This window comes from Pseudomonas sp. 25 R 14, assembly GCF_900004755.1.
Taxonomy (GTDB): domain Bacteria; phylum Pseudomonadota; class Gammaproteobacteria; order Pseudomonadales; family Pseudomonadaceae; genus Aquipseudomonas; species Aquipseudomonas brenneri.
Map to the genome: position 1 here is coordinate 132,807 of NZ_CVTS01000036.1, position 24,691 is coordinate 157,497.

13 protein-coding genes, 2 tRNA genes and 3 rRNA genes are annotated in these 24,691 nt (G+C 60.0%); 3 read left to right on the forward strand and 15 right to left on the reverse strand.

Annotated elements, in window-relative coordinates:
- Positions 1-2 precede the first annotated feature (2 nt).
- Positions 3-1,406 carry an amino acid permease gene (locus BFQ03_RS09855; RefSeq protein WP_032862813.1) on the forward strand — a complete coding sequence of 468 codons (1,404 nt, stop codon included), beginning with the start codon at positions 3-5 and terminating at the stop codon, positions 1,404-1,406.
- 189 nt (positions 1,407-1,595) lie between these two features.
- Here BFQ03_RS09855 and kynA read toward each other — a convergent pair whose 3' ends face one another.
- Together kynA and kynB are read right to left on the reverse strand one after the other, a co-directional pair.
- On the reverse strand, positions 1,596-2,453 hold the full coding sequence (gene kynA, locus BFQ03_RS09860; protein ID WP_032862811.1) for a tryptophan 2,3-dioxygenase: 858 nt from the start codon (positions 2,451-2,453) through the stop codon (positions 1,596-1,598).
- Positions 2,450-3,100, reverse strand: a complete 651-nt coding sequence (gene kynB / locus BFQ03_RS09865; protein ID WP_032862810.1) for an arylformamidase — start codon at positions 3,098-3,100, stop codon at positions 2,450-2,452. Before kynB ends, kynA begins: the two co-directional genes overlap by 4 nt.
- A gap of 442 nt (positions 3,101-3,542) precedes the next feature.
- On the opposite strand from kynB, the gene BFQ03_RS09870 reads away from it, so the two are divergent.
- The gene (locus BFQ03_RS09870) at positions 3,543-3,887 is read left to right on the forward strand and encodes a cupin domain-containing protein (RefSeq protein ID WP_032862809.1); all 345 of its coding nucleotides are present in this window, start codon (positions 3,543-3,545) and stop codon (positions 3,885-3,887) included.
- A gap of 48 nt (positions 3,888-3,935) precedes the next feature.
- On the opposite strand, the gene mmsB is transcribed toward BFQ03_RS09870, so the two are convergent.
- Together mmsB and BFQ03_RS09880 are read right to left on the reverse strand one after the other, a co-directional pair.
- Complete coding sequence (mmsB, locus tag BFQ03_RS09875) at positions 3,936-4,823, reverse strand: 3-hydroxyisobutyrate dehydrogenase (protein WP_032862808.1); 888 nt, start codon at positions 4,821-4,823, stop codon at positions 3,936-3,938.
- A gap of 14 nt (positions 4,824-4,837) precedes the next feature.
- The gene (locus BFQ03_RS09880) at positions 4,838-6,364 is read right to left on the reverse strand and encodes a CoA-acylating methylmalonate-semialdehyde dehydrogenase (protein WP_032862806.1); all 1,527 of its coding nucleotides are present in this window, start codon (positions 6,362-6,364) and stop codon (positions 4,838-4,840) included.
- A 131-nt stretch (positions 6,365-6,495) separates the two neighbouring features.
- Between BFQ03_RS09880 and BFQ03_RS09885 the strand changes: the two genes are divergently transcribed.
- On the forward strand, positions 6,496-7,443 hold the full coding sequence (locus tag BFQ03_RS09885; protein ID WP_065942973.1) for a LysR family transcriptional regulator: 948 nt from the start codon (positions 6,496-6,498) through the stop codon (positions 7,441-7,443).
- 84 nt (positions 7,444-7,527) lie between these two features.
- On the opposite strand, the gene BFQ03_RS09890 is transcribed toward BFQ03_RS09885, so the two are convergent.
- From BFQ03_RS09890 to BFQ03_RS09940, 11 genes are all read right to left on the reverse strand, one after another.
- On the reverse strand, positions 7,528-8,019 hold the full coding sequence (locus tag BFQ03_RS09890) for an outer membrane lipoprotein YfiB (protein ID WP_032862802.1): 492 nt from the start codon (positions 8,017-8,019) through the stop codon (positions 7,528-7,530).
- A gap of 4 nt (positions 8,020-8,023) precedes the next feature.
- On the reverse strand, positions 8,024-9,292 hold the full coding sequence (locus tag BFQ03_RS09895) for a diguanylate cyclase DgcN/YfiN (protein WP_032862801.1): 1,269 nt from the start codon (positions 9,290-9,292) through the stop codon (positions 8,024-8,026).
- Positions 9,289-9,861, reverse strand: coding sequence for a regulatory sequestration protein YfiR (locus tag BFQ03_RS09900; RefSeq protein ID WP_065942974.1), 573 nt, complete (start codon positions 9,859-9,861; stop codon positions 9,289-9,291). Before BFQ03_RS09900 ends, BFQ03_RS09895 begins: the two co-directional genes overlap by 4 nt.
- Before the next feature lie 139 nt (positions 9,862-10,000).
- Positions 10,001-12,049 carry an exodeoxyribonuclease V subunit alpha gene (gene recD, locus BFQ03_RS09905; protein WP_032862798.1) on the reverse strand — a complete coding sequence of 683 codons (2,049 nt, stop codon included), beginning with the start codon at positions 12,047-12,049 and terminating at the stop codon, positions 10,001-10,003.
- Positions 12,046-15,726, reverse strand: coding sequence for an exodeoxyribonuclease V subunit beta (gene recB / locus BFQ03_RS09910; protein ID WP_065942975.1), 3,681 nt, complete (start codon positions 15,724-15,726; stop codon positions 12,046-12,048). The genes recD and recB overlap by 4 nt, the downstream gene beginning before the upstream one ends.
- Positions 15,726-19,172, reverse strand: coding sequence for an exodeoxyribonuclease V subunit gamma (gene recC, locus BFQ03_RS09915; RefSeq protein ID WP_065942976.1), 3,447 nt, complete (start codon positions 19,170-19,172; stop codon positions 15,726-15,728). Before recC ends, recB begins: the two co-directional genes overlap by 1 nt.
- Before the next feature lie 135 nt (positions 19,173-19,307).
- Positions 19,308-19,423: ribosomal RNA gene (rrf, locus tag BFQ03_RS09920) — 5S ribosomal RNA — on the reverse strand.
- Positions 19,424-19,580: 157 nt separating this feature from the next.
- Positions 19,581-22,474, reverse strand: a 23S ribosomal RNA gene (locus BFQ03_RS09925).
- A 249-nt stretch (positions 22,475-22,723) separates the two neighbouring features.
- Positions 22,724-22,799: transfer RNA gene (locus BFQ03_RS09930), tRNA-Ala, on the reverse strand.
- A 30-nt stretch (positions 22,800-22,829) separates the two neighbouring features.
- Positions 22,830-22,906, reverse strand: a tRNA-Ile gene (locus BFQ03_RS09935).
- 81 nt (positions 22,907-22,987) lie between these two features.
- Positions 22,988-24,524: ribosomal RNA gene (locus BFQ03_RS09940) — 16S ribosomal RNA — on the reverse strand.
- Together the 16S, 23S and 5S rRNA genes with 2 tRNA genes alongside form the textbook arrangement of a ribosomal RNA operon.
- Positions 24,525-24,691: the final 167 nt, after the last annotated feature.

Here is a 24,691-nt window from a genome sequence, read left to right on the forward strand (position 1 = left end):
TAATGGCGGATGACATGGTTAACCCGGTGGGCCTCAAGCGTGGCCTGAAAAACCGGCATATTCAGCTGATTGCCCTGGGAGGGGCGATTGGTACGGGTTTGTTCCTCGGTTCGGCCGGGGTACTGAAGTCGGCGGGGCCGTCGATGATCCTGGGCTATGCGATAGCCGGGTTCATCGCGTTCCTGATCATGCGCCAGCTGGGCGAGATGATCGTCGAGGAACCGGTCGCCGGCTCCTTCAGCCACTTCGCCCACAAATACTGGGGCGGGTATGCCGGCTTCCTCGCCGGCTGGAACTACTGGGTGCTGTATGTACTGGTGGGCATGGCCGAACTGACAGCCGTGGGCAAGTACATCCAGTTCTGGTGGCCGGAAATACCGACCTGGGTCAGTGCCGTGGTGTTCTTCATTGCGGTGAACCTGATCAACACCCTGAACGTGAAGTTCTTCGGTGAGACCGAGTTCTGGTTCGCGATCATCAAGGTGGTGGCGATCATCGGCATGATCGTGCTCGGCTGCTACCTGCTGTTCAGCGGCACCGGCGGCCCGCAAGCGTCGATCAGCAACCTGTGGGACCACGGCGGCTTCTTCCCCAATGGCGGCATGGGCCTGCTGATGGCCATGGCCTTCATCATGTTCTCGTTCGGTGGCCTGGAGCTGGTAGGTATTACCGCAGCCGAAGCCAGCGAGCCGCGCAAAGTGATCCCCAAGGCGATCAACCAGGTGGTGTACCGGATCCTGATTTTCTACGTCGGCGCACTGACCGTGCTGCTGTCGCTGTACCCATGGGATCAACTGCTGCAAACCCTCGGTGCCTCGGGCGATGCCTACAGCGCCAGCCCGTTCGTGCAGATCTTCTCGCTGATCGGTAACGACACCGCTGCGCACATCCTCAACTTCGTGGTGCTGACCGCCGCGCTGTCGGTGTACAACAGCGGCGTGTATTGCAACAGCCGCATGCTGTTCGGCCTGGCCGAGCAAGGCGACGCGCCCAAGGCGCTGATGAAACTCAACAAGCAAGGCGTGCCACTGCGTGCCCTGGGCATTTCGGCCCTGGTGACGCTGCTGTGCGTGGTGATCAACTACGTGGCGCCCAAGGATGCCCTGGTGCTGTTGTTTGCGCTGGTGGTTGCCTCGCTGATGATCAACTGGGCGCTGATCAGCCTGACCCACATCAAGTTCCGCAAAGCCATGGGCGAACAAGGCGTGGTGCCGTCGTTCAAGACCTTCTGGTTCCCGTTCAGCAACTACCTGTGCCTGGCGTTCATGCTGGTGATCGTGGGCGTGATGCTGGCGATTCCGGACATGCGCCCGTCGGTGTATGCGATGCCGGTGTGGGTGGGGATTCTGTTTGCGGCGTATTGGTTGCGGTCGAGAAAGGCCAAGGCCTTGGCCGTCGCGCAATAACCTGGTAGGAGCTGGCTTGTGTGGGAGCTGGCTTGCCTGCGATGCAGGCGGCTCGGTCTAACTGAACGACCGAGCCGCCTGCATCGCGGGCAAGCCCGGCTCCCACATGAACAGGGCCACAACAGGAATACACGACCAACAAAAAGCCCCGGTACTCGATGAGTGCCGGGGCTTTTTGTTGGGTTTCAATCAGAGCGTTGAACGCACTCGCCACAGCTCGGGGAACAGCACGGTGTCGAGCATCTTGCGCAGGTAGCCCACGCCCTCGGTGCCGCCGGTACCCGGCTGGAAGCCGATGATCCGCTCCACCGTGGTCACATGGCGGAAGCGCCATTGGCGGAACGAGTCTTCCAGGTCGATAAACTTCTCGGCCAACTGGTACAGGTCCCAGTACCGGTTCGGATCGCGATACACCTCGCGCCACGCTGCTTCCACGGATTCGTCATGCACCGTGGGCGCCGTCGGGTCGCGTTGCGCGCGTTGCGGGTCAATCGCCAGGCCCGCCTTGATCATCAGGTTGATCGCCTCGTCATACAGCGACGGCGTGGCAATCGCCACTTGCAGTTCCTTCAGCAGCTCTGGGCGATGCGCATGAGGCCGCAACAGTGCCGCGCTTTTATTGCCGAGGATGAACTCGATTTCCCGGTACTGGAACGACTGGAAGCCCGACGACTGCCCCAGGTACGGGCGGATCGCCTTGTACTCCGACGGCGTCATGGTCGCCAGCACCGCCCAGGCGTGTACCAGTTGGTCGAAGATCCGCGACACCCGCGCCAGCATCTTGAACGCCGGCGCCAACTCACCCAGGCGCACGTGTTCACGGGCAGCCTTGAGCTCGTGCAGCATCAGCTTCATCCACAGCTCGGAAGTCTGGTGCTGGATGATAAACAGCATTTCATTGTGGTCCGGCGACAGCGGGTGCTGGGCCGTGAGCACTTTGCCCAGGTCCAGGTAATCGCCGTAGCTCATCGACTCGGAAAAATTCAGCTCAGCGTTATGCCATTCTTCCGGCGGCTGGTAATCAGGGGAAAAAGGACACTGGCTCATCGCGTGGGCTCCTTGAGCGGGCGCAGGATTGCTCGTACCGGGCTGGCATCGAGGTTGGCAAAACGCAGCGGCAGGGCGATCAACTCGTAGTCGCCCTGCGGCACGTCGTCGAGGACGATGCCTTCGAGAATCGCCATGCCATGACGGGCGACGGCGTTGTGGGCGTCCATGGTCTTGGACTGTTGCGGGTCCAGGGACGGGGTGTCGATGCCGATCAGGCGCACGCCGAGGCTGGCCAGCAGCTCGACGGTTTCCTTGGCGACAGCGGTGAAGTTCGAATCCCAGCTCGTCAGCGGCGCCTGTTGATAAGTACGCAGCAGAACCCGCTCCGGCAGGTTGTCCAGGCGGCCTTGCAACTGCTCCGGTTGCACCAGCGCGCCGCTGTCCAGGCAATACAGCACCCGACACGGGCCCATATACACGTCCAGCGACACTTCGCCGATAGGCGCGCCGTCGGCGCTGTAGTGCAGCGGCGCATCGACGTGGGCGCCGGTGTGGGGCGACAGGGTGATGCGCCCGACATTCACCGGGCATTCGGGGCCGAACTGCCAGACGCGCTCTTCCTGGAATGGCGTATCGCCCGGCCAGGTCGGGGTGGCGGTGCTCAAGGGCGGGCTGATGTCCCACCACGTTTTTATTGGATTCATACGAGGCTCTCGGTTGTTTCTAAAGTGAATGATACGAGGGCCAGCGGTAAATATTCTTGCGATTTCCAGCGCCCGGCAGGATTTCTTTCGCACTTACTGCGAAGAAACATCCGATTATTGAACGGATCCATCAGCCGCCGCAGATCAAATGTGGGAGCGGGCTTGCCCTAATGCCAGTCAGTTAAGCGGATTCTGATTTCTGTAGGAGCGAGGGGGACGCCTAGTTCTTGCTCGCGAAGGACGTCAACAATAACGCGTGTTTGCTAGGTAAACGCGGCGCTCTCAAGTTCTTCGCGAGCAAGCTCGCTCCTACAGGGGGGCTGTGCAGGTTTTAAGATCGTATTCCAATGCGCTTCTGGGCATCCCGATGTCGAGTTCAGACCACTGGCATTCGCCCCGGCGCTATAGGGTTCACCTTTCCCTTTCCTGCCTTGGAGCCATCATGTCCCAGCCAATCACCGTATTGCGCGATACCCACCCCCTGCCGGTGCTGGACGCCTGTAAATGGGAAAAGCTCGAAGGTGACCCGCACACCGTCAACCTCAACGCCTACACCAGCGAAGACGGCAGCAAGATCATGGGCACCTGGATCTGCACCCCCGGCAAATGGCGGGTGGAATATGTGAAGTGGGAATACTGCCACTTTCAGGAAGGCTACTGCGTGATCACCCCGGACGGCCTGGCGCCGATCCATCTGCGGGCTGGGGATATCTTTGTGGTAGAGCCCGGCATGACGGGCACGTGGGAAGTGGTCGAGACGGTGCGTAAGTATTTCGTGTTTGCCTGACCACGAAAAAACCGGGAACCCGCCCGACGCGGGTTCCCGGAAAATACCTTACTGGGGTTTGCGATAGCTGTTGATGATCGCCGAGAAGTCCTTGCCCCCGTCCCCGCGCTGGCTCATCGATTGATACAACTGCTGCGCCACCGCGCCCAGGATCACTGGCTGGTGCGCCTGGCGTGCGGCTTCAGTCGCCAGGCCCAAATCCTTGAGCATCAGGTCGGCACCAAACCCGCCGGTATACCCCCGGGAGGCCGGCGCGGTTTCGATCACCCCCGGCCATGGGTTGTAGGTGTCGGAACTCCAGCAGCGCCCGGTGGAGCTGTTGATGATGCCGGCCAGCACTTGCGTGTCGATACCCAGGGCATCGCCCAGGGCCATGGCCTCGCTGACGCCAACCATGCTGATCCCCAACAGCAGGTTGTTACAGATCTTGGCGATCTGCCCGGTGCCCACATCACCGCAATGCACGATGTTGCGACCCATCTGCGCCAGCACCGGCTGCAGGGTGGCGAACAGTTCCGGGTTGGCGCCGACCATAAAGGTCAATGTCCCGGCCTGGGCGCCACCGGTGCCGCCGGAGACCGGTGCATCGGCCATCGCCACGCCGTGTTTGGCTGCCGCAGCCGCTACGTCACGCGCGGTTTGCGGGTCGATGGTGCTGCAATCCACCGCAGGCACGCCCTTGCCGATACCGGCGAGCACGCCGTCTTCATTCAGCCAGACGCTGCGCACATGGGCCGCGGCCGGCAGCATGGTCAACACCAGCTCGGCGCCCTGGGCTGCATCCCGCGGCGACGCGCTGATAGTGCCGCCCAGCGCGGCCAGTTCGTTGAGCACCGTCTGGTTCAGGTCGAACAGGTTCAGCGCGTGGCCGGCCTTGATCAGGTTGCGGGCCATGGGCGCGCCCATGTTGCCCAGGCCGATAAATGCAATCTTCATGGTCGTCTCCTTGATCAACGCAGGTTGATGGTGGTGTTGACGCCATCATTGACACTGCTGTCGTCGAACCAGCGGCTGGTGACGGTTTTGGTCTGGGTGTAGAACTGCACCACTTGCTTGCCGTACGGGCCCAGGTCGCCGAGTTTCGAACCACGGGAACCGGTGAAGCTGAAGATCGGGACCGGCACCGGGATCGGGATGTTAATGCCCACCTGGCCGACGTCGATTTCGCTCTGGAATTTGCGCGCCGCCGCACCGCTCTGGGTGAACAGGCCGGTGCCGTTGCCGAACGGGTTGGCGTTGACCAGGGCGATGGCTTCGTCGAGGGTGTCGACTTCCAAAACCACCAGCACCGGGCCGAAGATTTCCTGGGTGTAGATCTGCATGTCGGTGGTCACGCCCGAGAACAGGGTCGGGCCGACGAAGTTACCTTGCTCGAAGCCCGGCACCTGGATACCGCGCCCGTCCAGCTCCAGCTTGGCGCCTTCTTTCACGCCGCTTTCGATCAGGTCGAGGATACGTGCCTTGGCGCGTTTGGAAATCACTGGGCCAACGTCCGTTCCGGCTTCGCTGCCGGCGTTCACTTTGAGTTTCTGCGCCAGGGCCTTGAGGTCCGGCAGCCATTGCTTGGCGGCGCCCACCAGCACCACCACCGAAGTGGCCATGCAGCGTTGACCGGCAGCACCGAAACCGGCGCCGACCAGGGCATTGAGGGTTTGTTCGCGGTTGGCGTCCGGCAGGACCACGGCGTGGTTCTTCGCGCCCATCATCGACTGCACGCGCTTGCCGTGTTTGCCCGCCAGGTCGTAGACGTGGGTGCCGACGGCGGTCGAGCCAACGAAGGACACGGCCTTGATATCTTTGTGGGTGCAGAGTGCGTCCACCACATCCTTGCCACCATGGACCACGTTCAGCACGCCCGCTGGCACGCCAGCCTCCAGCGCCAGCTCCACCAGCATCAGGGTCGACAGTGGATCCTGCTCCGAAGGCTTGAGCACGAAGGTGTTACCGCAGGCGATGGCCATCGGGAACATCCACAACGGGATCATTGCCGGGAAGTTGAACGGGGTGATGCCAGCGCACACGCCGATCGGTTGGCGCAGGGTGTAGGTGTCGACACCACCGGCCACGTTCTCGGCAAATTCGCCCATTTGCAGGGTGCCGATGGAACAGGCGTGCTCGACCACTTCCAGGCCACGGAAAATATCGCCTTCAGCGTCGGCAATGGTCTTGCCCTGCTCGGCGCTGAGCACTGCGGCAATGCGCTTGGAGTGCTCACGGATCAGGGCCTGTAGCTTGAGCATGATGCGCATGCGCGCGCCGATAGGCGTCAGCTTCCAGGTCTGGAAGGCGCGCTGGGCGGCGTCGATGGCAGCGTTGACTTCATCGGCCGTGGCAAAGGGCACACGGGCCAGGACTTGCTGGGTCGCCGGGTTGACGATGTCTTGCCACTCGGTGGTCTTGGACTCGACCCATTCACCGTTGATCAACAGTTTGGCCTGTTTCACGGTGGTATCGGCAGACGTAAGCGATGCGTTCATTGTGGTCTCCAGATCTTGTAGTTATGCAGAGAGCCAAGGCGTGAAGCGCCTTGAGGATGAGGCGTTCGGACGATTTTTGGAGTATAGATGTGCAAACATCCAATAAGAACCCACATAAAAGCCGGTCCAACATGCAAAAAAACATCACATCCTTGGGGTCGCTGAACTGGGATGACCTGAAGTTTTTCCTCGAAGTGGCGCGCACCCGCAAGGCCAGCGTCGCCGCCAAGCGCCTGGCAGTGGACTACACCACCGTGTCGCGGCGCATCAGTTCCTTGGAAGGATCCCTGGGCACCCTGTTGTTCGAAAAATCCCGCACCAGCGGCTTTGTCCTGACCAACGAAGGCCAGCGTTTGCTGGGTTACGCCGAGTCCATCGAAAGCACCCTGCACATGGCCTGCGAACAAGTGTCCGGCTCTGGTGTGGCGCTGTCCGGGCATGTGCGCATGGGCTGCACCGAGGGCTTCGGCAGTTTCTTCGTCACCCCGCAACTGAGCCACTTCGTCGACACCTACCCGGCGATCTCGGTGGATATCCTGCCCCTGCCCCACTTCATCAGCCTGTCCAAGCGCGAAGCCGACATCGTCATCGCCCTGGAACGCCCGGAACACGGCCCCTACGTGTGCTGCAAATTGTGCGACTACAAACTGCAGCTGTACGCGACCCAGGACTACCTCGACCAACACCCCCCCATCCGCCGCCCCGCCGACCTGACCGAGCATCCGTTTATCAGCTATGTGGATGACCTGGCGTTCAGCTCGGAGCTGCTGTACCTGGCCAATGTGATCCCGGGCGCCAGCGCCAGCCTGCGCAGCACCAGCGTGATCGCGCAGTACGTGGCCGCGCAGCAGGGGCGTTCACTGGCGATATTGCCGTGCTTCTTGGCCGCGCAGGATCCGCGGTTGCTGCCGGTGTTGGGGGAGGAGATCACTATTACGCGGCAGTTCTGGATGTATTGCCGGGAGGACTTGCGCAAGTTGAAGCGGATTACGCTGTTGTGGGATTACATCCGCGAGGTGACGGAACAGAACCAGGAGTTGTTGATGGGACAAACGCGGACGATGGTGTTTGCCCAATAGCCGCCAGAACGCTGAACCAACTATGGGGCGAGCAAGCCCGCTCCCACAGTTGAACGTATTTCAAATTTAGACCGAGCTGTTGGCTCAGTCGGCGATCACCACAATCGATACCCGGCGGTTTTCGGTACGCCCCGCCACTGTGGTGTTGGGCGCTACCGGCTCGCTGCTGCCCAGGCCGCGCAGTTGCACATTTTCTTCCTTCATACCCACGGCGACCAAGACCTTGCCAACGCTTTTCGCCCGGCGCAGGGACAGTTGCTGGTTGTAGGACTCCTTGCCCGAGGCATCAGTGTGGCCGTCTACGCGCACGCGTTCGATGCCTACGCCAGAGAGGGCCTTGCCGATGCGTTCGACGATTTCAGTGCTGGGCTTGTTGAGTTTTTCGACGTCGCTGCCAAACAGCACTTTACCCGACAGGCCAAATGCCCAGCCTTCGTCAGTCAGTTCGAAGCCTTGTTGCTTGAGCACCGCCACTTGTGCGGGTGTCAGGCCTTTGGGCGGGGCGGTCTGGCAGCCGCTCAGCGCCAGCAGGGCGATAAACAAGGTGATAAAGAGAACGCGTGTGTTAGCAAACAAGGGATCAACTCCTGTGTTGAACATTGGCGACAGAGTGCTCCGACTCCGCCGTGTGCTGGCCACCCTGGGAAAGGCGTTTGGCCTGGTACATTGCCGCATCTGCGGCATTGAGCAGGGCGCCGGGAGTGGCGCCATGATCGGGATAAACGGCGATGCCGATACTGAGTGAGGTCAACACTTGGGTGTTGCCCGGCAGCGGAATGGGTTGGTCCATGCTGGCGATGATTTTGTCGGCGATGCGCTGGGCATCTTCGAGCTTGTGCAGGGGTGAGAGCAGGATGGCGAATTCGTCACCGCCCAGGCGTGCCACCAGGTCACTTTCGCGCAGTTGCGCACGCACCCGCGCGGCCACCGCCACCAGCACCACGTCGCCAGCGGCGTGGCCAAAGCTGTCATTGATGTCTTTGAAACGGTCGCTGTCGAGAAACAGCACCGCCACCCGCTCGTTGAGTTTGGCCGCACTGCGCAACGCGCGAATCAGCCTGCCCTCGAAGAACGCGCGGTTGGGCAGCCCGGTCAGGCTGTCATGGCTGGCCTGGTGAGCGAGGGTTTCGTTCTCGCTTTGCAGGTGGGTTTGCCAGGCTTCCAGTTCGTCGAGCAGGGCATTGAAGTCATTGCCCAGGCTGTCGAGTTCGGCAATCTGCGCCGGCGGCACACGCCGGTCGAAAGCCCGTTCGCTGCGCGCGGCGTGGGCCACATCGGCCAGGCGGTGCAGTGGGCCGGTGATGCCGCGCAACATGCGTCGCGCCAGGTAGATCGCCACCCAGCCGCTGAGGGCCGTGCAGACGATGATCCCGGCCAGGCCACTGAGCAAAAAGCGCAACAGACTACCGCCGTGGCCACTCAACTCGACGGTGCCGATTTTTTTGCCATCGCGCAGGATCGGTTGGCTGATGGGTTCTTCAAGCAGCGAATGGGCCAGCTCCAGCTCCACCTTGGACAGCACCCCTGTTTCCGGGCGCACCCAGTGCGCCAGGGTGACGCCGTTCACATCCAACACCCGGGCTTCGGCCACTTCTTCGGTGGAGGCGATCATCGCCAGGGCCTCGGTGGCCACTACGCGGTCGTTGAACACCACTGCCGCTTCCACGGTGTAGTTGATGGAGCGCGCGATCAGGTGCAGGTTGTGATCGGCGTAGACCCGCAGGGCCAGCACACCGAGCAGGGTCAGGGACACACTGGCCATGCCCACTGCCAGCAACGCCACACTCAGGTGCCCGCGACCAAGGACCGAGCGTAATGTGGGCCGGGTTGTGGCGGTGCGCAGCCTCATGGTTCCGGCGCTCGGCGACGGGACAATTGCAGGACGCTGGGATGAATGCGCACACCGCTGCGGGCCACGGAGTCGAGGTTGACCTCGAACGATACCTGCTCATCGCTCACCCGCAGGCAGAACAGGCTGCCTACGGTGCATTGGTCGCCGCCTTCGCTGATGCTCAGCACCGGATGACCGATCAGCGCGGAGAACAGGCGGCTGCGCTCCTCAGGGGCGAGCTTGCCGATATACAACGCGTCGCAGGCATTGACGATGGCAGGGTTATCCGCCAGCAGACGCTGGACCACCACCGGCCGGCCGGTGGCCTGGGTGGTGCCCTTGACCAGGTCATCGGTGTATTGGGTCGGGCCAACGATGCACAAGCGCAGTTGGGCGGGCTCCACCGGCCAGCGGGCGTAGCTGAGAATCCCCAGTACCACTTGGGTCACTGCCTGGGCTCGCTGGTCGGCCGCACTGGCAGTGGACACCTGGGCAAAAGCCAAAGGCGTGACAAAGCACAGAACGGCCAACAGCAGCATTCGTCTCCAGCTCCAACTACGCTCTGCGGGCGAGACAGCCACGTTCATGCAGCGATTCTCTTTGATCTTCTCGGGATGATGCCGCAACGATAGCATATTGGCGGAAACCCCAGCGAGGCGGGGCCTAGGTAGATTCCGCCATTTATTAAGAAAAAACCTACACAGCGGTCAGGTTTTTCCCACCCCATTACGCACCCAGCTCCAACATCAGCCCACTCAAACGTTTCACCTTGCGCCGTACTGCTTCCTCGAAAACCCCGCCACGGGTTTCGATCAAACTGAAGCGATCCTTGGCCCGGGTGATGCCGGTATAGATCAACTCCTTGGTCAACACCGGATTCAACGCATCCGGCAGGATCAGGGCCGTGTGGGCGAACTCCGAGCCCTGGGACTTGTGCACGGTCATGGCGTAGACGGTTTCCACGTCATTGAGCCGGCTCGGCAGGACAAAACGCACCCCGCCCTGGCCATCGTTGCGCGGGAAAGCCACACGCAGTACCTGCGGACCGCCGTCGCTTTCGGGCAATTTCAAGGCGATACCAATGTCGCCGTTCATCAAGCCCAGGCCGTAGTCGTTGCGGGTCATCAGCACCGGACGGCCTTCGTACCATTGCTGGTCGCTGTCGATCAGCCGGGCCTTGAGCAACGCGGCGGTGATGCGCTGGTTGAGGCCTTCCACACCCCAGGGCCCCTTACGGACCGCGCACAGCAGTTGGAAGGCATCGAAGGCTTGTAACAACTGGCGCGCCCAGTCGGTCCAGCGCGGGTCGTCGCGGGGTGTCTCGGCCGCTGGGCGCGAGGTGCGCAACAGGTTCAGGTAATAACGATAGCCGTGGGCATCGGCGCCCTGCCCGTCCAGCACCAGGCGCTCCAGGGCACGGTCATGCTCGCCCTTGAGACTCAGGCGAAACAGGTCATGGCTGCCGGCGTCCAGCAGTTGGCGGGCCTGTTCGGGATTCTGCTGGTTGACCCAGCGTGCCAACTGACCGATGCCACTGCCTTCGCCGAAACGTCGGGAGTAGCGCAGCATGACCACTTGTTGTGCCAGGGGATGACTGGCGTCGAGGTCTTCCTGCAGGCCGCTGCCCGCCAAGCTTTCACCGCTGACGTGTTCCAGCCATTGCCGGGTGTGGGGGCTGTACCAGCCAGCCTCGGCATCCCGGCACAAGTCGCCGAGCACCGCGCCGGCTTCCACCGAGGCCAATTGGTCCTTGTCCCCCAGCAGCACCAGCCGCGCATGGGGTGGCAAGGCGTCCAGCAGGTTGGCCATCATTTCCAGGTCGATCATCGAGGCTTCATCGACCACCAGCACATCCAGCGGCAACAAGTTGCCCGCGTGATGGCGAAAATGCCGGGTGCCGGGACGGCTGCCCAGCAGGCGATGCACGGTGGTGACCTCGGTGGGGATTTTTTCGCGCACCGCGTCAGACACTTGCAGCGAACGCACTTGCTGGCTGATGGATTCGGTCAGGCGTGCCGCCGCCTTGCCGGTAGGCGCCGCGAGACGAATGCGCAGCGCCGTGCCCTGCTCCACTGCCGGCGCTTGCAACAATGCCAGCAGGCGCACCACGGTGGTGGTCTTGCCGGTGCCGGGACCGCCGGTGACGATGCTGAACGCGCCGCGCGTGGCGAGGGCACAGGCGAGTTTCTGCCAATCGACCACACCCTCCGGCGGCGCCTGGTCGAACAGGCCATTCAAGCGTTGAGGCAAGTCGGCCAAAATGGCTTCCTGGGTAGCCAGGCGCTGGCGCAGTGCGCTGTCGATGCGCCGCTCATAGGTCCAGTAGCGTCGCAGATACAGGCGCTTGCCCGACAACACCAGCGGCCGGCTTTGCGCTGCCGCGCTGCCATCGACGGCCAGCGCCACCAGCGGGCTCGCCGCCAGGGCGTGGCACCAATGGGCGCCTTCCTGGCCATCAAGCAGTTGCGAGGGCAGCAGCATCACGCCGCTCTGCACGTCACCTTCCGGCGGCAGCGACAGGGCGAAATCCGGGGCACTCAAGGTTTCGAACAAGTCCAGGCACACGTGACCGTGGCCCAGTTGGTGACTGGTCAGGGCCGCAGCCAGCAGCACCAGGGGATCGGCCTGTGGGTCGAGTTCGTGGAGAAAGCCCACGAACGCCTTGTCCAGCGCCCGCAACCAGCCACGCTCGACCCAGCGCGCAAGCAGGTGCATCAGGTCGTCAGCGCGGTCCAGCGGTGCCAGTGCCTCCAACGGCATAGTCGAGAGGCTCATAGCAGGACTCCTTGTTCCCAAGCCGGTTCGACCTTGGGTGGTGGCGGTTTGCCCTGGAACAGCAGGTCCAGGCGCTCGATCAGTTCCCGTGGTGGCCGGGTGAAATACGCGCCCTGGCTCACCGCCTGGGTGCCGCGCAGGAACAGGTAGAGCGCGCCGCCCACATGCCGCTCGTAGTCGTAATCGGGCAGGCGTGCCTTGAGCTGGCGATGCAGGGCCAGCAAGTAGAGGACGTATTGCAGATCATAACGATGGTCAAGAATCGACTGTTCCATGGCCTCGCGGGTGTAGGCCGCATCGTCGGCGCCGAGCCAGTTGGATTTGTAGTCGGCCACGTAATAGCGGCCGTCGTGTTCGAAGGTCAGGTCGATAAACCCCTTGAACATGCCATTGAGCAACACCGGTTCGGCGGCCACCCGCGACACGCCGTCGTGGGTGTATTGGCAGACCAGTAGGTCGAGGGCGAGCACGTCGACTTTGTGGCTGGCGAACCAGAACTCCATTTCGATCTGATAGTGCTGCAAGTCACCCAGGGTCACCGATGCCTGCCCATGACCCAGGCCCAGCGGCGCTTGCAGCAGGTGCCCGAGCCAGCCACTGAGGGTGCCGATCCAGCCTTCCCAACCGCGTCGGTTGCAGCGCCGGGCGACCGCATCTTCGATGGCTTCGGGCGTGACGTTGAAGCCCTCGTTACCGGCCCATTCCAGCAGCCCATGGAGAAAGGTCCCGGGGTTGGGACCGCGTGGGAAACGGTGGATGTCACCGCCAGACGCGGCGACTTCCCGTGGTGCATCCGGGTCCAGGCGTTCGTCGTCGAACAGCTTCTGCGCTTGTGGGCTTTCCGGGGCCTCCAGGCTGGCGGCGCTCATGCTTTCGCCAATGCGCAGGGCGCTGTAGGAGGCAATCCACCAGTTTTCCGCCGCCTTGCGCTTGGGTAGCAGCGGCGCAAGCAAGGTCGCTTCATTGCGCGGTGGCTGGTAGGTGCTGGTGTCGGCGTCTGGCATTTGCCCATAGGCAATCGCCGCGCAGCCGTCCTGCAAGTCCATCAGCCAGCGAGCCAGGGCTGCGGACTCACCCAGGGGCGCGCCGCCGCCCAGCAGATAGCCCAGGGCCGAGAGGTGCAAGACCGAACTGTTATTGTTGCCGCGCTTGAGGTCGGCCACGCCGAGCCAACAGGCGTGTTTGGCCCGGGTCAAGGCCACGTAGAACAAGCGCAGGTCTTCGGCCAGGCGCTCGTCATCGGCCTGGGCGATCAGTTCGGCGGTGGGTTTGAGGCTGACCTGGGGCTTGCCGTGGGCATCGTGGTAGTGCAGCGGCAAGCGGCTGCCGTCGACGGGCTTGGCCGAGCAGATAAACGGCAGGAACACCAGGTCGTATTCCAGGCCCTTGGATTTGTGGATGGTCACCACCTTGACCAGTTGCTCATCACTTTCCAGGCGCAGGATCTGCTCTTCACCGGCCTGGCCCGAGAGTGCCAGGTGTTCGGCCAGATGACGAATCAGTGCTTGTTCACCGTCCAGTTCAGCAGCCGCTTGTTGCAGTAATTCGCACAGGTGCAACAGGTTGGTCAGCACGCGCTCGCCATCGCTGCGGGCGATCAGGGTTTGCGGCAATTTGAAGTCATGCAGCAGGCGCCGCAGCATTGGCAGCACGCCTTGGGTCCGCCAGACCACGCGGTAGTCGCGAAACTGCATGACCCGCTGTTCCCAGGCCAATTCGTCCTGGTTCAGTTGCTCCAGTTCCGCCAGCGACAGGTTGAGGGTGACGCAGGCCAGCGCGGCACGCAGCGGGCGCTCGACATCGGGTTCGGCACAGGCCTTGAGCCAGGCGAGCAGGTCGTGGGCTTCCTGGGAGGCGAATACCGAATCCTTGTCCGACAGATACACACTGCGCACGCCACGCGCGGCCAGTTCACCGCGCACGGCCTGGGCTTCCTTGCCGTCACGCACAAGGATGGCGATGTTCGACGGCTGCACCGGGGTGAAGTCCGCATCCTTGATAAACCCTGCACTGCCCTGCTGGCCGCCATTGAGCAACGCGACGATCTGGCTGGCACACGCGCCGGCCAGTTGTTGGCGATAGAGCACATTGGAGATCGGCTGGTCGGTGGGCAGGTGCCAGATATTCAGGGCGGGCAGTGTGTGGCCATCAACCTGCAATTGTTCCTTGCGGCCTTGGGACGATACCGGCTGGAACGGCACCGGGTTCTCGCCGTCTGGCTCGCGGAACAGAAACGCCCCACGTCCGGTTTCCGCACGCTCGAACACATGGTTGACCGCCTCGACCATGGCATGGCTGGAACGAAAGTTGGTGCCCAGGGTGTGCAGGCGCCCGGTCGTGGCCTGGCGCGCGCGCAGGTAGGTGTAGATATCAGCGCCGCGAAAGGCGTAGATCGCCTGCTTGGGGTCGCCGATCAGAAACAGCCCGCTGTGTGGGTTGTTGTCTTCGATGCGGTAGATGCTTTCGAAAATCCGGTACTGCACTGGGTCGGTGTCCTGGAATTCATCGATCAGGGCCACCGGGAATTGCTCGCGGATCACGCTGGCCAAGCGCTCGCCGCCCTCGGTTTGCAGCGCGGCGTCCAGACGAATGAGCATGTCGTCGAAGCCCATCTCGGCCCGCCGGCGCTTCTCATCCTCAAAACGTTTACCCACCCACGCGGCCGCGTGTTGCAACACGGCGGCGTCGGGTGTTGGCAGGGCGTCGAGGCTGGCTTTGAGCCCCGCCATGGCCTCGATACCTGGATGATGGGGCGCGTCGCCCTTCCAGGCTTCGGCCATGCCGTCGGGCGTCAGGCGGGTGAAGCCGGTGCCGATATCCAGTTGCTCCAGGGTTTCGTCGGCGGCCCAGGCGCTGATTTTCTCGAACCACGGTTCAAAATAACGGGCCTGCATTTTACGGCCATCGACAGCCTTGGCGGCGACGGCTTGCAAACAGATCTCGCGCAGCTCGGCGGCCCATTGTTGCCAAGGGGCCTTGATCGCCACCAGGGCCTCACGGCGTTCGTGCAGGCAGGCCTCGATCAGTTCGGCCGGCTCGCGCGGGTCGTCACTGGGGCGCTCACTGCCAAACAGCGCACGCACCCGGGGCATCAGCGCCGCCGGGCCGCCCCAGTTGCTGCGGACCCAGTTCAGGGCATCGCCGTGCATCGGGTAGCAGAACAGGCGCCAATAATCGCGCAGCACTTCGCCGAGCAGGTCACTGTGGTCGGTTTCCAGGGTCTGGGTAAACAGGCTGCCACTGTCGAAGGCGTGCTCGCGCAGCATGCGCTGGCACCAACTGTGGATGGTCGAGACGGCGGCTTCGTCCATCCATTGCGCGGCGATGTCGAGTCGGTTGGCGCAGGCGGGCCATTGGTCGGTGCTGTACTGATCGCGCAGTTCGGCGATCAGCGCATCGGGCTGCTGGATTTCATCCCGAAAGTAGCGTGCGGCCTCCGCAAGACGGGTGCGGATGCGTTCGCGCAGTTCTTTGGTCGCGGCATCGGTGAACGTTACGACGAGAATTTGCGGCGGCAGTAATTCGCGGCCAAAACCGGCTTCGTCGCCACCATGACCCAGGACCAGGCGCAGGTACAACGCCGAGATGGTGAAGGTCTTGCCTGTGCCGGCGCTGGCTTCAATCAGTTGGCTGCCGTGCAGCGGAAAGGCCAGGGCCAGGGGTTTGGTGGCGCTCATCAGTGAGCCTCCTGGCTGGTCAGTGATCGCCAGGGAGCGGTGATCAGTGGACGGTACAAGGTTTCACACCAGCCTTCGAAATCCTCGCTGGCAATCAGGGCCGCATAGTCGGGAAATTGCCGGGTGAGTGCAGGGCTTTCGCGGCGCTCGCCATCGTGGGTGATGCCATCGCCTTCGTAGGTTTTAAGGGCGGCAGCCTGGGCTTTGTCCGGGTCAGTTTGGCCGAGCCAGGCAAACGCGGTTTTGACTGCCACCGGTAGTGGCTCGCTCATGCCAGCCTGCCAGGCCAGGAGCAGGTTACCGAGGATGTCCTGGGCCGTATTTTGCTGCAGAGGGGCCAGCAAGAGGGTGTCATCACTGGCCACCAGGCCGGTGCTCAAGGGCAAGCCACACGCACAGGCCACCAGGTGATTGACCCATGGGCGGATCAGGCGATGCCATTTGCGGGTCTTGATCGAGCCGATGCTGTTGGGGATGGTGGTCACGCTGAGCAAACCGCCATCACTGCGGCCGTGCAAGCCGCTGATCCAGCCATCGAGTTCAATACCCTGGTGCGTGAAGCTGACAGGTTCTGCCGTGTTGTGGGGCACAGGCCAAAGCGCCAGGAGTTGCTGGTAGCGCTGCAGCAAGTCAGGCAAGGGCTCGATCAGTTCATTACGCAGGCATTCGCCGAAACCCACCATGGGCAACAGGCCACTGCCTTGAAGACGTTGCGCCTGGGCCTCCAGGGCTTGCTCCAGATGGTCCGGGTCGGTCAACGCGGCAGCGAGCAGGCTGTCACTCAAGGTGTAGCGCTGCAAGGCATCGAGGACAAAAGGCTCTTCATCGGCCAGGGGTACTTCGGCCGCTTCGAAAAACACCTTGAGGCGCTGGCTGAAGAAATGCCTGACGGGGTTGCGCAGGAAGTCTTGCAACTGCCCCAGGCTCAGGGGGTCTTCCTGGAGGTAGGGTGCCAGGCGGGTTACTTCGCCGGGCTCGCCTTGGGCTTCATGTAACAGCTGCCATTCGCGGGCGTAGCTGAACAGTGGATCACCCTCGTGGAAATAGCGCGCACTGAAGGGTTGCAGCGGATGTTCCTGGGTCATTGCCTCCAGCAGCGGCGGCTCCTGGGCATGTTGCCAGCCGCTGGCCAGGTGGTCGCGCAACTGGCCGATCAGCACAGAGGCTGGGCGCTCGCTGTTGTCGCGGATACTGCGCCCCACCCAGCTGATGTAGAGCTGGTCGCGCGCCGAGAGCAGGGCTTCAAGCAATAGATAACGGTCATCTTCGCGGCGAGAACGGTCGCCGGGGCGGTAGTCGCTGCCCATCAGGTCGAAATCCAGCGGCGGTTGGGCGCGAGGATAGTCGCCATCATTCATGCCTAGCAGGCACACCAGCTTGAACGGAATCGCACGCATCGGCATCAGGGTGCAGAAGTTCACGGCACCCGCGAGGAAGCGCTGGGACAGGCGGCCCTGGTCGAGGCCGGCAAGCCAGGCCTCACGAACGACGGTCAATGGTAATTCGTCATACAGGCCGACGGACTCGCAGGTTTCCAGCCAGTCTTCGCGCAGTTGCTCCAACTGGCCCAGCAGATAGTCATCGTGTTCATTGCTGGGCAGGAAGAAGCGCTGCATCAGGTCTTGCAGGCGTACGCCCCAGGCTTGCGGTGTCGCCGGTTGTGACAGGGCTTGGTGGGCATCGTGCAGTGCGTCAAGCAAGGCGACCAGTGGGCCGATCAGCGCGGCGTCGAGGCCGCCGATTTCGTCATAGGGCTCAATGCCAGCGCAGGCTGCGCCGCTGCCGACGGCGTAGCCCAGCAGCATGCGGCGCAGGCCGAAACGCCAGCTGTTCTGCTCCAGTTCAGTGGGCAGGCCAAGGCCTGCGCGTTGTTCGGCATTAAGGCCCCAGCGGATGCCGGCGCCTTCTATCCAACGGTGCAGGGTGGGCAGGTCGCGCTCCAGGATGGCGAAACGTTCGCGCAGGGCGGGAACGTCCAGCAAGTCGAGGATTTCGCTGACTGGGAAGCGGCTGTCCGGGAGTTTGAGCAGATGTTCGACCGCGATCAACAGTGGATCTCGACCACGCTGGCCCTGGTCAGTCAGGGTGAAGGGGATGAAGCGTGGATCTTTTTTATCCAGTTGGCCGAATACCGCGCGGATATGCGGTGCATAGCTGTCGACGTCCGGGACCATGACGATAACGTCTCGGGGGCGCAGCGAGGGGTTGTCGCTAAAGCGCTGCAGCAGTTGGTCGTGGAGGATTTCCACTTCGCGCTGGGCGCTGTGGGCGATATGGAAACGGATCGAGCTGTCGTGCAGAAGATCAACAGCGGGCCAGCGTTCGCGGGTTTCGTTGAGCGGGCGCAGCTCGAGGATATCGTCCTGCAACTGGTTGAGGATTGTGGTCGGCTCGCTGTCGCTGAACAGGTCGATACGACCGTCGCGGAACGCTGAGCGGTAGCTGTTGGGATCGTCGTAGCTGTCCAGCAGGTTGATGTAGTCGCGACCTTGCTTGCCCCAGGCGGCCAACAGTGGGTGGGCGTGCTGGTGCAAGGTTTGCGGGTCGATGGTGACGGGCATCCCGGTCTTGCGCGCCTGGCGTTTGTATTCGTTTCTCAGCAGGTCTTTATCGGCAACGATGTCGGACCAGTGGTGACGGCAAGGGTTGTGTACGCAGAGCAATACCTGGCTGAAACGCGCCAGGCCGGCTAGAGCCTCAAGGGCCTGGGCCGGCAAGGAAGAAATGCCAAACACAATGACTCGGGACGGCAGGCCTTGCGGGGCGGTCGCCAGGTGATTGATACGTTCGATAAAACGCTGATGGACACCGGCCCGGCTCTGCGCCATACCTTCCTCCCCGACATCCAGCAGCAACGCCCGCCATAGCTCGGCCTGCCAGCAGTTCGCGGGGCTCAGAGCCTTGGCCTCGCCTCGGACATTGCGCAGTTGGTGACGGCCAGCAGCCCAGTCCTCCAGCCAGTCTGCGCGGTAAACCTGATATTGGTCGAACAGGTCGGCCAGGCGCTCTGCCAGTTGGTAGCGTTTGCGCAGGTCGGTGTCATGGGTGAGGAAGCGTTGCAGGGGCTCGAAGTGCGGTTGGTCGATCAGCTCGGGCAATAGGCGCATAAGACGCCAGGTCAGCGGGGCTTTATCCAACAGGGATTTGACCGGGATTTCGTCACGGCCCAGCACCATGCGATAGAGCTGCCACATGAAACTGCCAGGCAGTTGCACGTCGATCGCAGCGGCGATGCCGCAGCCACCCATATCGTCATCTTCCGGATCTTCAGCAAGCGCCAATTTGAGCCATTGCGCGATACCGTTGCTTTGCACCAGGGCGATTTCGTTTTCCAGGGGAGCCAGTGGGTAACGGCGCATCCAACTGACAACCAGGCTGCGCAGTTCATCCAGGCGATTGCCGTGGACGACCATGAATCCAGCGCTGAGGGACGTTGCATCCGGCATAACGGCTTCCTTGGGAAAAGCAAAATCGAGGGAGGGACTTTAGCATTGAAGGCGGGTGCAAGCTGCAAGCAGCCCCTTTCCGAGCGCCAAAAACAAAACCCCAACTGCTTTCGCAATTGGGGTTTCGGAATTTAATCTTGACGATGACCTACTCTCACATGGGGAAACCCCACACTACCATCGGCGATGCATCGTTTCACTGCTGAGTTCGGGATGGGATCAGGTGGTTCCAATGCTCTATGGTCGTCAAGAAATTCGGGTACTGAGTCGTGACCAGTTGGCCTCGCTTCAGCAAATTGGGTATGTAATAGAATTCGGTGTTTTGTGAGAATCGAACTTTCGGTTCATTTCGTCTTCACACACCGCAATCTGATGCTCTTTCGAGTAGTCAAATTGCTTGGGTGTTATATGGTCAAGCCTCACGGGCAATTAGTATTGGTTAGCTCAACGCCTCACAGCGCTTACACACCCAACCTATCAACGTCGTAGTCTTCGACGGCCCTTCAGGGAACTCAAGGTTCCAGTGAGATCTCATCTTGAGGCTAGTTTCCCGCTTAGATGCTTTCAGCGGTTATCTATTCCGAACATAGCTACCCGGCAATGCCACTGGCGTGACAACCGGAACACCAGAGGTTCGTCCACTCCGGTCCTCTCGTACTAGGAGCAGCCCCTCTCAAATCTCAAACGTCCACGGCAGATAGGGACCGAACTGTCTCACGACGTTCTAAACCCAGCTCGCGTACCACTTTAAATGGCGAACAGCCATACCCTTGGGACCGGCTTCAGCCCCAGGATGTGATGAGCCGACATCGAGGTGCCAAACACCGCCGTCGATATGAACTCTTGGGCGGTATCAGCCTGTTATCCCCGGAGTACCTTTTATCCGTTGAGCGATGGCCCTTCCATACAGAACCACCGGATCACTAAGACCTACTTTCGTACCTGCTCGACGTGTCTGTCTCGCAGTCAAGCGCGCTTTTGCCTTTATACTCTACGACCGATTTCCGACCGGTCTGAGCGCACCTTCGTACTCCTCCGTTACTCTTTAGGAGGAGACCGCCCCAGTCAAACTACCCACCATACACTGTCCTCGATCCGGATAACGGACCTGAGTTAGAACCTCAAAGTTGCCAGGGTGGTATTTCAAGGTTGGCTCCACGCGAACTGGCGTCCACGCTTCAAAGCCTCCCACCTATCCTACACAAGCAAATTCAAAGTCCAGTGCAAAGCTATAGTAAAGGTTCACGGGGTCTTTCCGTCTAGCCGCGGATACACTGCATCTTCACAGCGATTTCAATTTCACTGAGTCTCGGGTGGAGACAGCGCCGCCATCGTTACGCCATTCGTGCAGGTCGGAACTTACCCGACAAGGAATTTCGCTACCTTAGGACCGTTATAGTTACGGCCGCCGTTTACCGGGGCTTCGATCAAGAGCTTCGCGTTAGCTAACCCCATCAATTAACCTTCCGGCACCGGGCAGGCGTCACACCCTATACGTCCACTTTCGTGTTTGCAGAGTGCTGTGTTTTTAATAAACAGTCGCAGCGGCCTGGTATCTTCGACCGGCATGAGCTTACGGAGCAAGTCCTTCACCCTCACCGGCGCACCTTCTCCCGAAGTTACGGTGCCATTTTGCCTAGTTCCTTCACCCGAGTTCTCTCAAGCGCCTTGGTATTCTCTACCCAACCACCTGTGTCGGTTTGGGGTACGGTTCCTGGTTACCTGAAGCTTAGAAGCTTTTCTTGGAAGCATGGCATCAACCACTTCGTCACTCAAAGAGTAACTCGTCATCAGCTCTCGGCCTTAGAATCCCGGATTTACCTAAGATTCCAGCCTACCACCTTAAACTTGGACAACCAACGCCAAGCTGGCCTAGCCTTCTCCGTCCCTCCATCGCAATAACCAGAAGTACAGGAATATTAACCTGTTTTCCATCGACTACGCTTTTCAGCCTCGCCTTAGGGACCGACTAACCCTGCGTCGATTAACGTTGCGCAGGAAACCTTGGTCTTTCGGCGTGGGTGTTTTTCACACCCATTGTCGTTACTCATGTCAGCATTCGCACTTCTGATACCTCCAGCAAGCTTCTCAACTCACCTTCACAGGCTTACAGAACGCTCCTCTACCGCATCATCCGAAGATGATACCCGTAGCTTCGGTGTATGGTTTGAGCCCCGTTACATCTTCCGCGCAGGCCGACTCGACTAGTGAGCTATTACGCTTTCTTTAAAGGGTGGCTGCTTCTAAGCCAACCTCCTAGCTGTCTAAGCCTTCCCACATCGTTTCCCACTTAACCATAACTTTGGGACCTTAGCTGACGGTCTGGGTTGTTTCCCTTTTCACGACGGACGTTAGCACCCGCCGTGTGTCTCCCATGCTCGGCACTTGTAGGTATTCGGAGTTTGCATCGGTTTGGTAAGTCGGGATGACCCCCTAGCCGAAACAGTGCTCTACCCCCTACAGTGATACATGAGGCGCTACCTAAATAGCTTTCGAGGAGAACCAGCTATCTCCGAGCTTGATTAGCCTTTCACTCCGATCCACAGGTCATCCGCTAACTTTTCAACGGTAGTCGGTTCGGTCCTCCAGTTAGTGTTACCCAACCTTCAACCTGCCCATGGATAGATCGCCCGGTTTCGGGTCTATTCCCAGCGACTAGACGCCCTATTAAGACTCGCTTTCGCTACGCCTCCCCTATTCGGTTAAGCTCGCCACTGAAAATAAGTCGCTGACCCATTATACAAAAGGTACGCAGTCACCCAACAAAGTGGGCTCCCACTGCTTGTACGCATACGGTTTCAGGATCTATTTCACTCCCCTCTCCGGGGTTCTTTTCGCCTTTCCCTCACGGTACTAGTTCACTATCGGTCAGTCAGTAGTATTTAGCCTTGGAGGATGGTCCCCCCATATTCAGACAAAGTTTCTCGTGCTCCGTCCTACTCGATTTCATGACTAAGAGATTTTCGCGTACAGGGCTATCACCCACTATGGCCGCACTTTCCAGAGCGTTCCGCTAATCTCAAAGCCACTTAAGGGCTAGTCCCCGTTCGCTCGCCACTACTAAGGGAATCTCGGTTGATTTCTTTTCCTCAGGGTACTTAGATGTTTCAGTTCCCCTGGTTCGCCTCTTACGCCTATGTATTCAGCGTAAGATAACCATCTTATGATGGCTGGGTTCCCCCATTCAGACATCTCCGGATCAAAGTCTGTTTGCCGACTCCCCGAAGCTTTTCGCAGGCTACCACGTCTTTCATCGCCTCTGACTGCCAAGGCATCCACCGTATGCGCTTCTTCACTTGACCATATAACCCCAAGCAATCTGGTTATACTGTGAAGACGACATTCGCCGAAAATTCGATAATACTCAAAACTGAGTAACTCACAAATTTTACCTTAGCCTGATCCGTTACCAGTGAAAGTAACGTTCAGTCTATCTTTCTATCACATACCCAAATTTTTAAAGAACGAACTAGTCAAAGACTAGAAATCAACATTCACCATCACAACGATGGAATGCTCATTTCTAAGCTTTATACAAACAGAAGCAGTAGTGGTGGAGCCAAACGGGATCGAACCGTTGACCTCCTGCGTGCAAGGCAGGCGCTCTCCCAGCTGAGCTATGGCCCCGTATTTCTACAGGCGTTTCCCACACAAAATTGGTGGGTCTGGGCAGATTCGAACTGCCGACCTCACCCTTATCAGGGGTGCGCTCTAACCAACTGAGCTACAGACCCAATTTCGGGCTGCTTCTTTCGTCTTCTTCAATGAATCAAGCAATTCGTGTGGGAACTTATGGAGCAGCTGATGTCGTCGATTAAGGAGGTGATCCAGCCGCAGGTTCCCCTACGGCTACCTTGTTACGACTTCACCCCAGTCATGAATCACACCGTGGTAACCGTCCTCCCGAAGGTTAGACTAGCTACTTCTGGTGCAACCCACTCCCATGGTGTGACGGGCGGTGTGTACAAGGCCCGGGAACGTATTCACCGCGACATTCTGATTCGCGATTACTAGCGATTCCGACTTCACGCAGTCGAGTTGCAGACTGCGATCCGGACTACGATCGGTTTTGTGGGATTAGCTCCACCTCGCGGCTTGGCAACCCTCTGTACCGACCATTGTAGCACGTGTGTAGCCCAGGCCGTAAGGGCCATGATGACTTGACGTCATCCCCACCTTCCTCCGGTTTGTCACCGGCAGTCTCCTTAGAGTGCCCACCATTACGTGCTGGTAACTAAGGACAAGGGTTGCGCTCGTTACGGGACTTAACCCAACATCTCACGACACGAGCTGACGACAGCCATGCAGCACCTGTCTCAATGTTCCCGAAGGCACCAATCTATCTCTAGAAAGTTCATTGGATGTCAAGGCCTGGTAAGGTTCTTCGCGTTGCTTCGAATTAAACCACATGCTCCACCGCTTGTGCGGGCCCCCGTCAATTCATTTGAGTTTTAACCTTGCGGCCGTACTCCCCAGGCGGTCAACTTAATGCGTTAGCTGCGCCACTAAGAGCTCAAGGCTCCCAACGGCTAGTTGACATCGTTTACGGCGTGGACTACCAGGGTATCTAATCCTGTTTGCTCCCCACGCTTTCGCACCTCAGTGTCAGTATCAGTCCAGGTGGTCGCCTTCGCCACTGGTGTTCCTTCCTATATCTACGCATTTCACCGCTACACAGGAAATTCCACCACCCTCTACCATACTCTAGTCAGTCAGTTTTGAATGCAGTTCCCAGGTTGAGCCCGGGGATTTCACATCCAACTTAACTAACCACCTACGCGCGCTTTACGCCCAGTAATTCCGATTAACGCTTGCACCCTCTGTATTACCGCGGCTGCTGGCACAGAGTTAGCCGGTGCTTATTCTGTCGGTAACGTCAAAACAGCAAAGTATTAATTTACTGCCCTTCCTCCCAACTTAAAGTGCTTTACAATCCGAAGACCTTCTTCACACACGCGGCATGGCTGGATCAGGCTTTCGCCCATTGTCCAATATTCCCCACTGCTGCCTCCCGTAGGAGTCTGGACCGTGTCTCAGTTCCAGTGTGACTGATCATCCTCTCAGACCAGTTACGGATCGTCGCCTTGGTGAGCCATTACCCCACCAACTAGCTAATCCGACCTAGGCTCATCTGATAGCGCAAGGCCCGAAGGTCCCCTGCTTTCTCCCGTAGGACGTATGCGGTATTAGCGTCCGTTTCCGAACGTTATCCCCCACTACCAGGCAGATTCCTAGGCATTACTCACCCGTCCGCCGCTCTCAAGAGAAGCAAGCTTCTCTCTACCGCTCGACTTGCATGTGTTAGGCCTGCCGCCAGCGTTCAATCTGAGCCATGATCAAACTCTTCAGTTCAAACATCTTTGGGTTTTTAAGAAACCCTAAACTTGGCTCAGCAATCGTTGGTTACATCTTTGATTTCTCGCGGAGTAACTTGTGATGCTGATAATCTTGTTGACTATCAGTCTGACTCCACAAGCACCCACACGAATTGCTTGATTCAGTTGTTAAAGAGCGGTTGG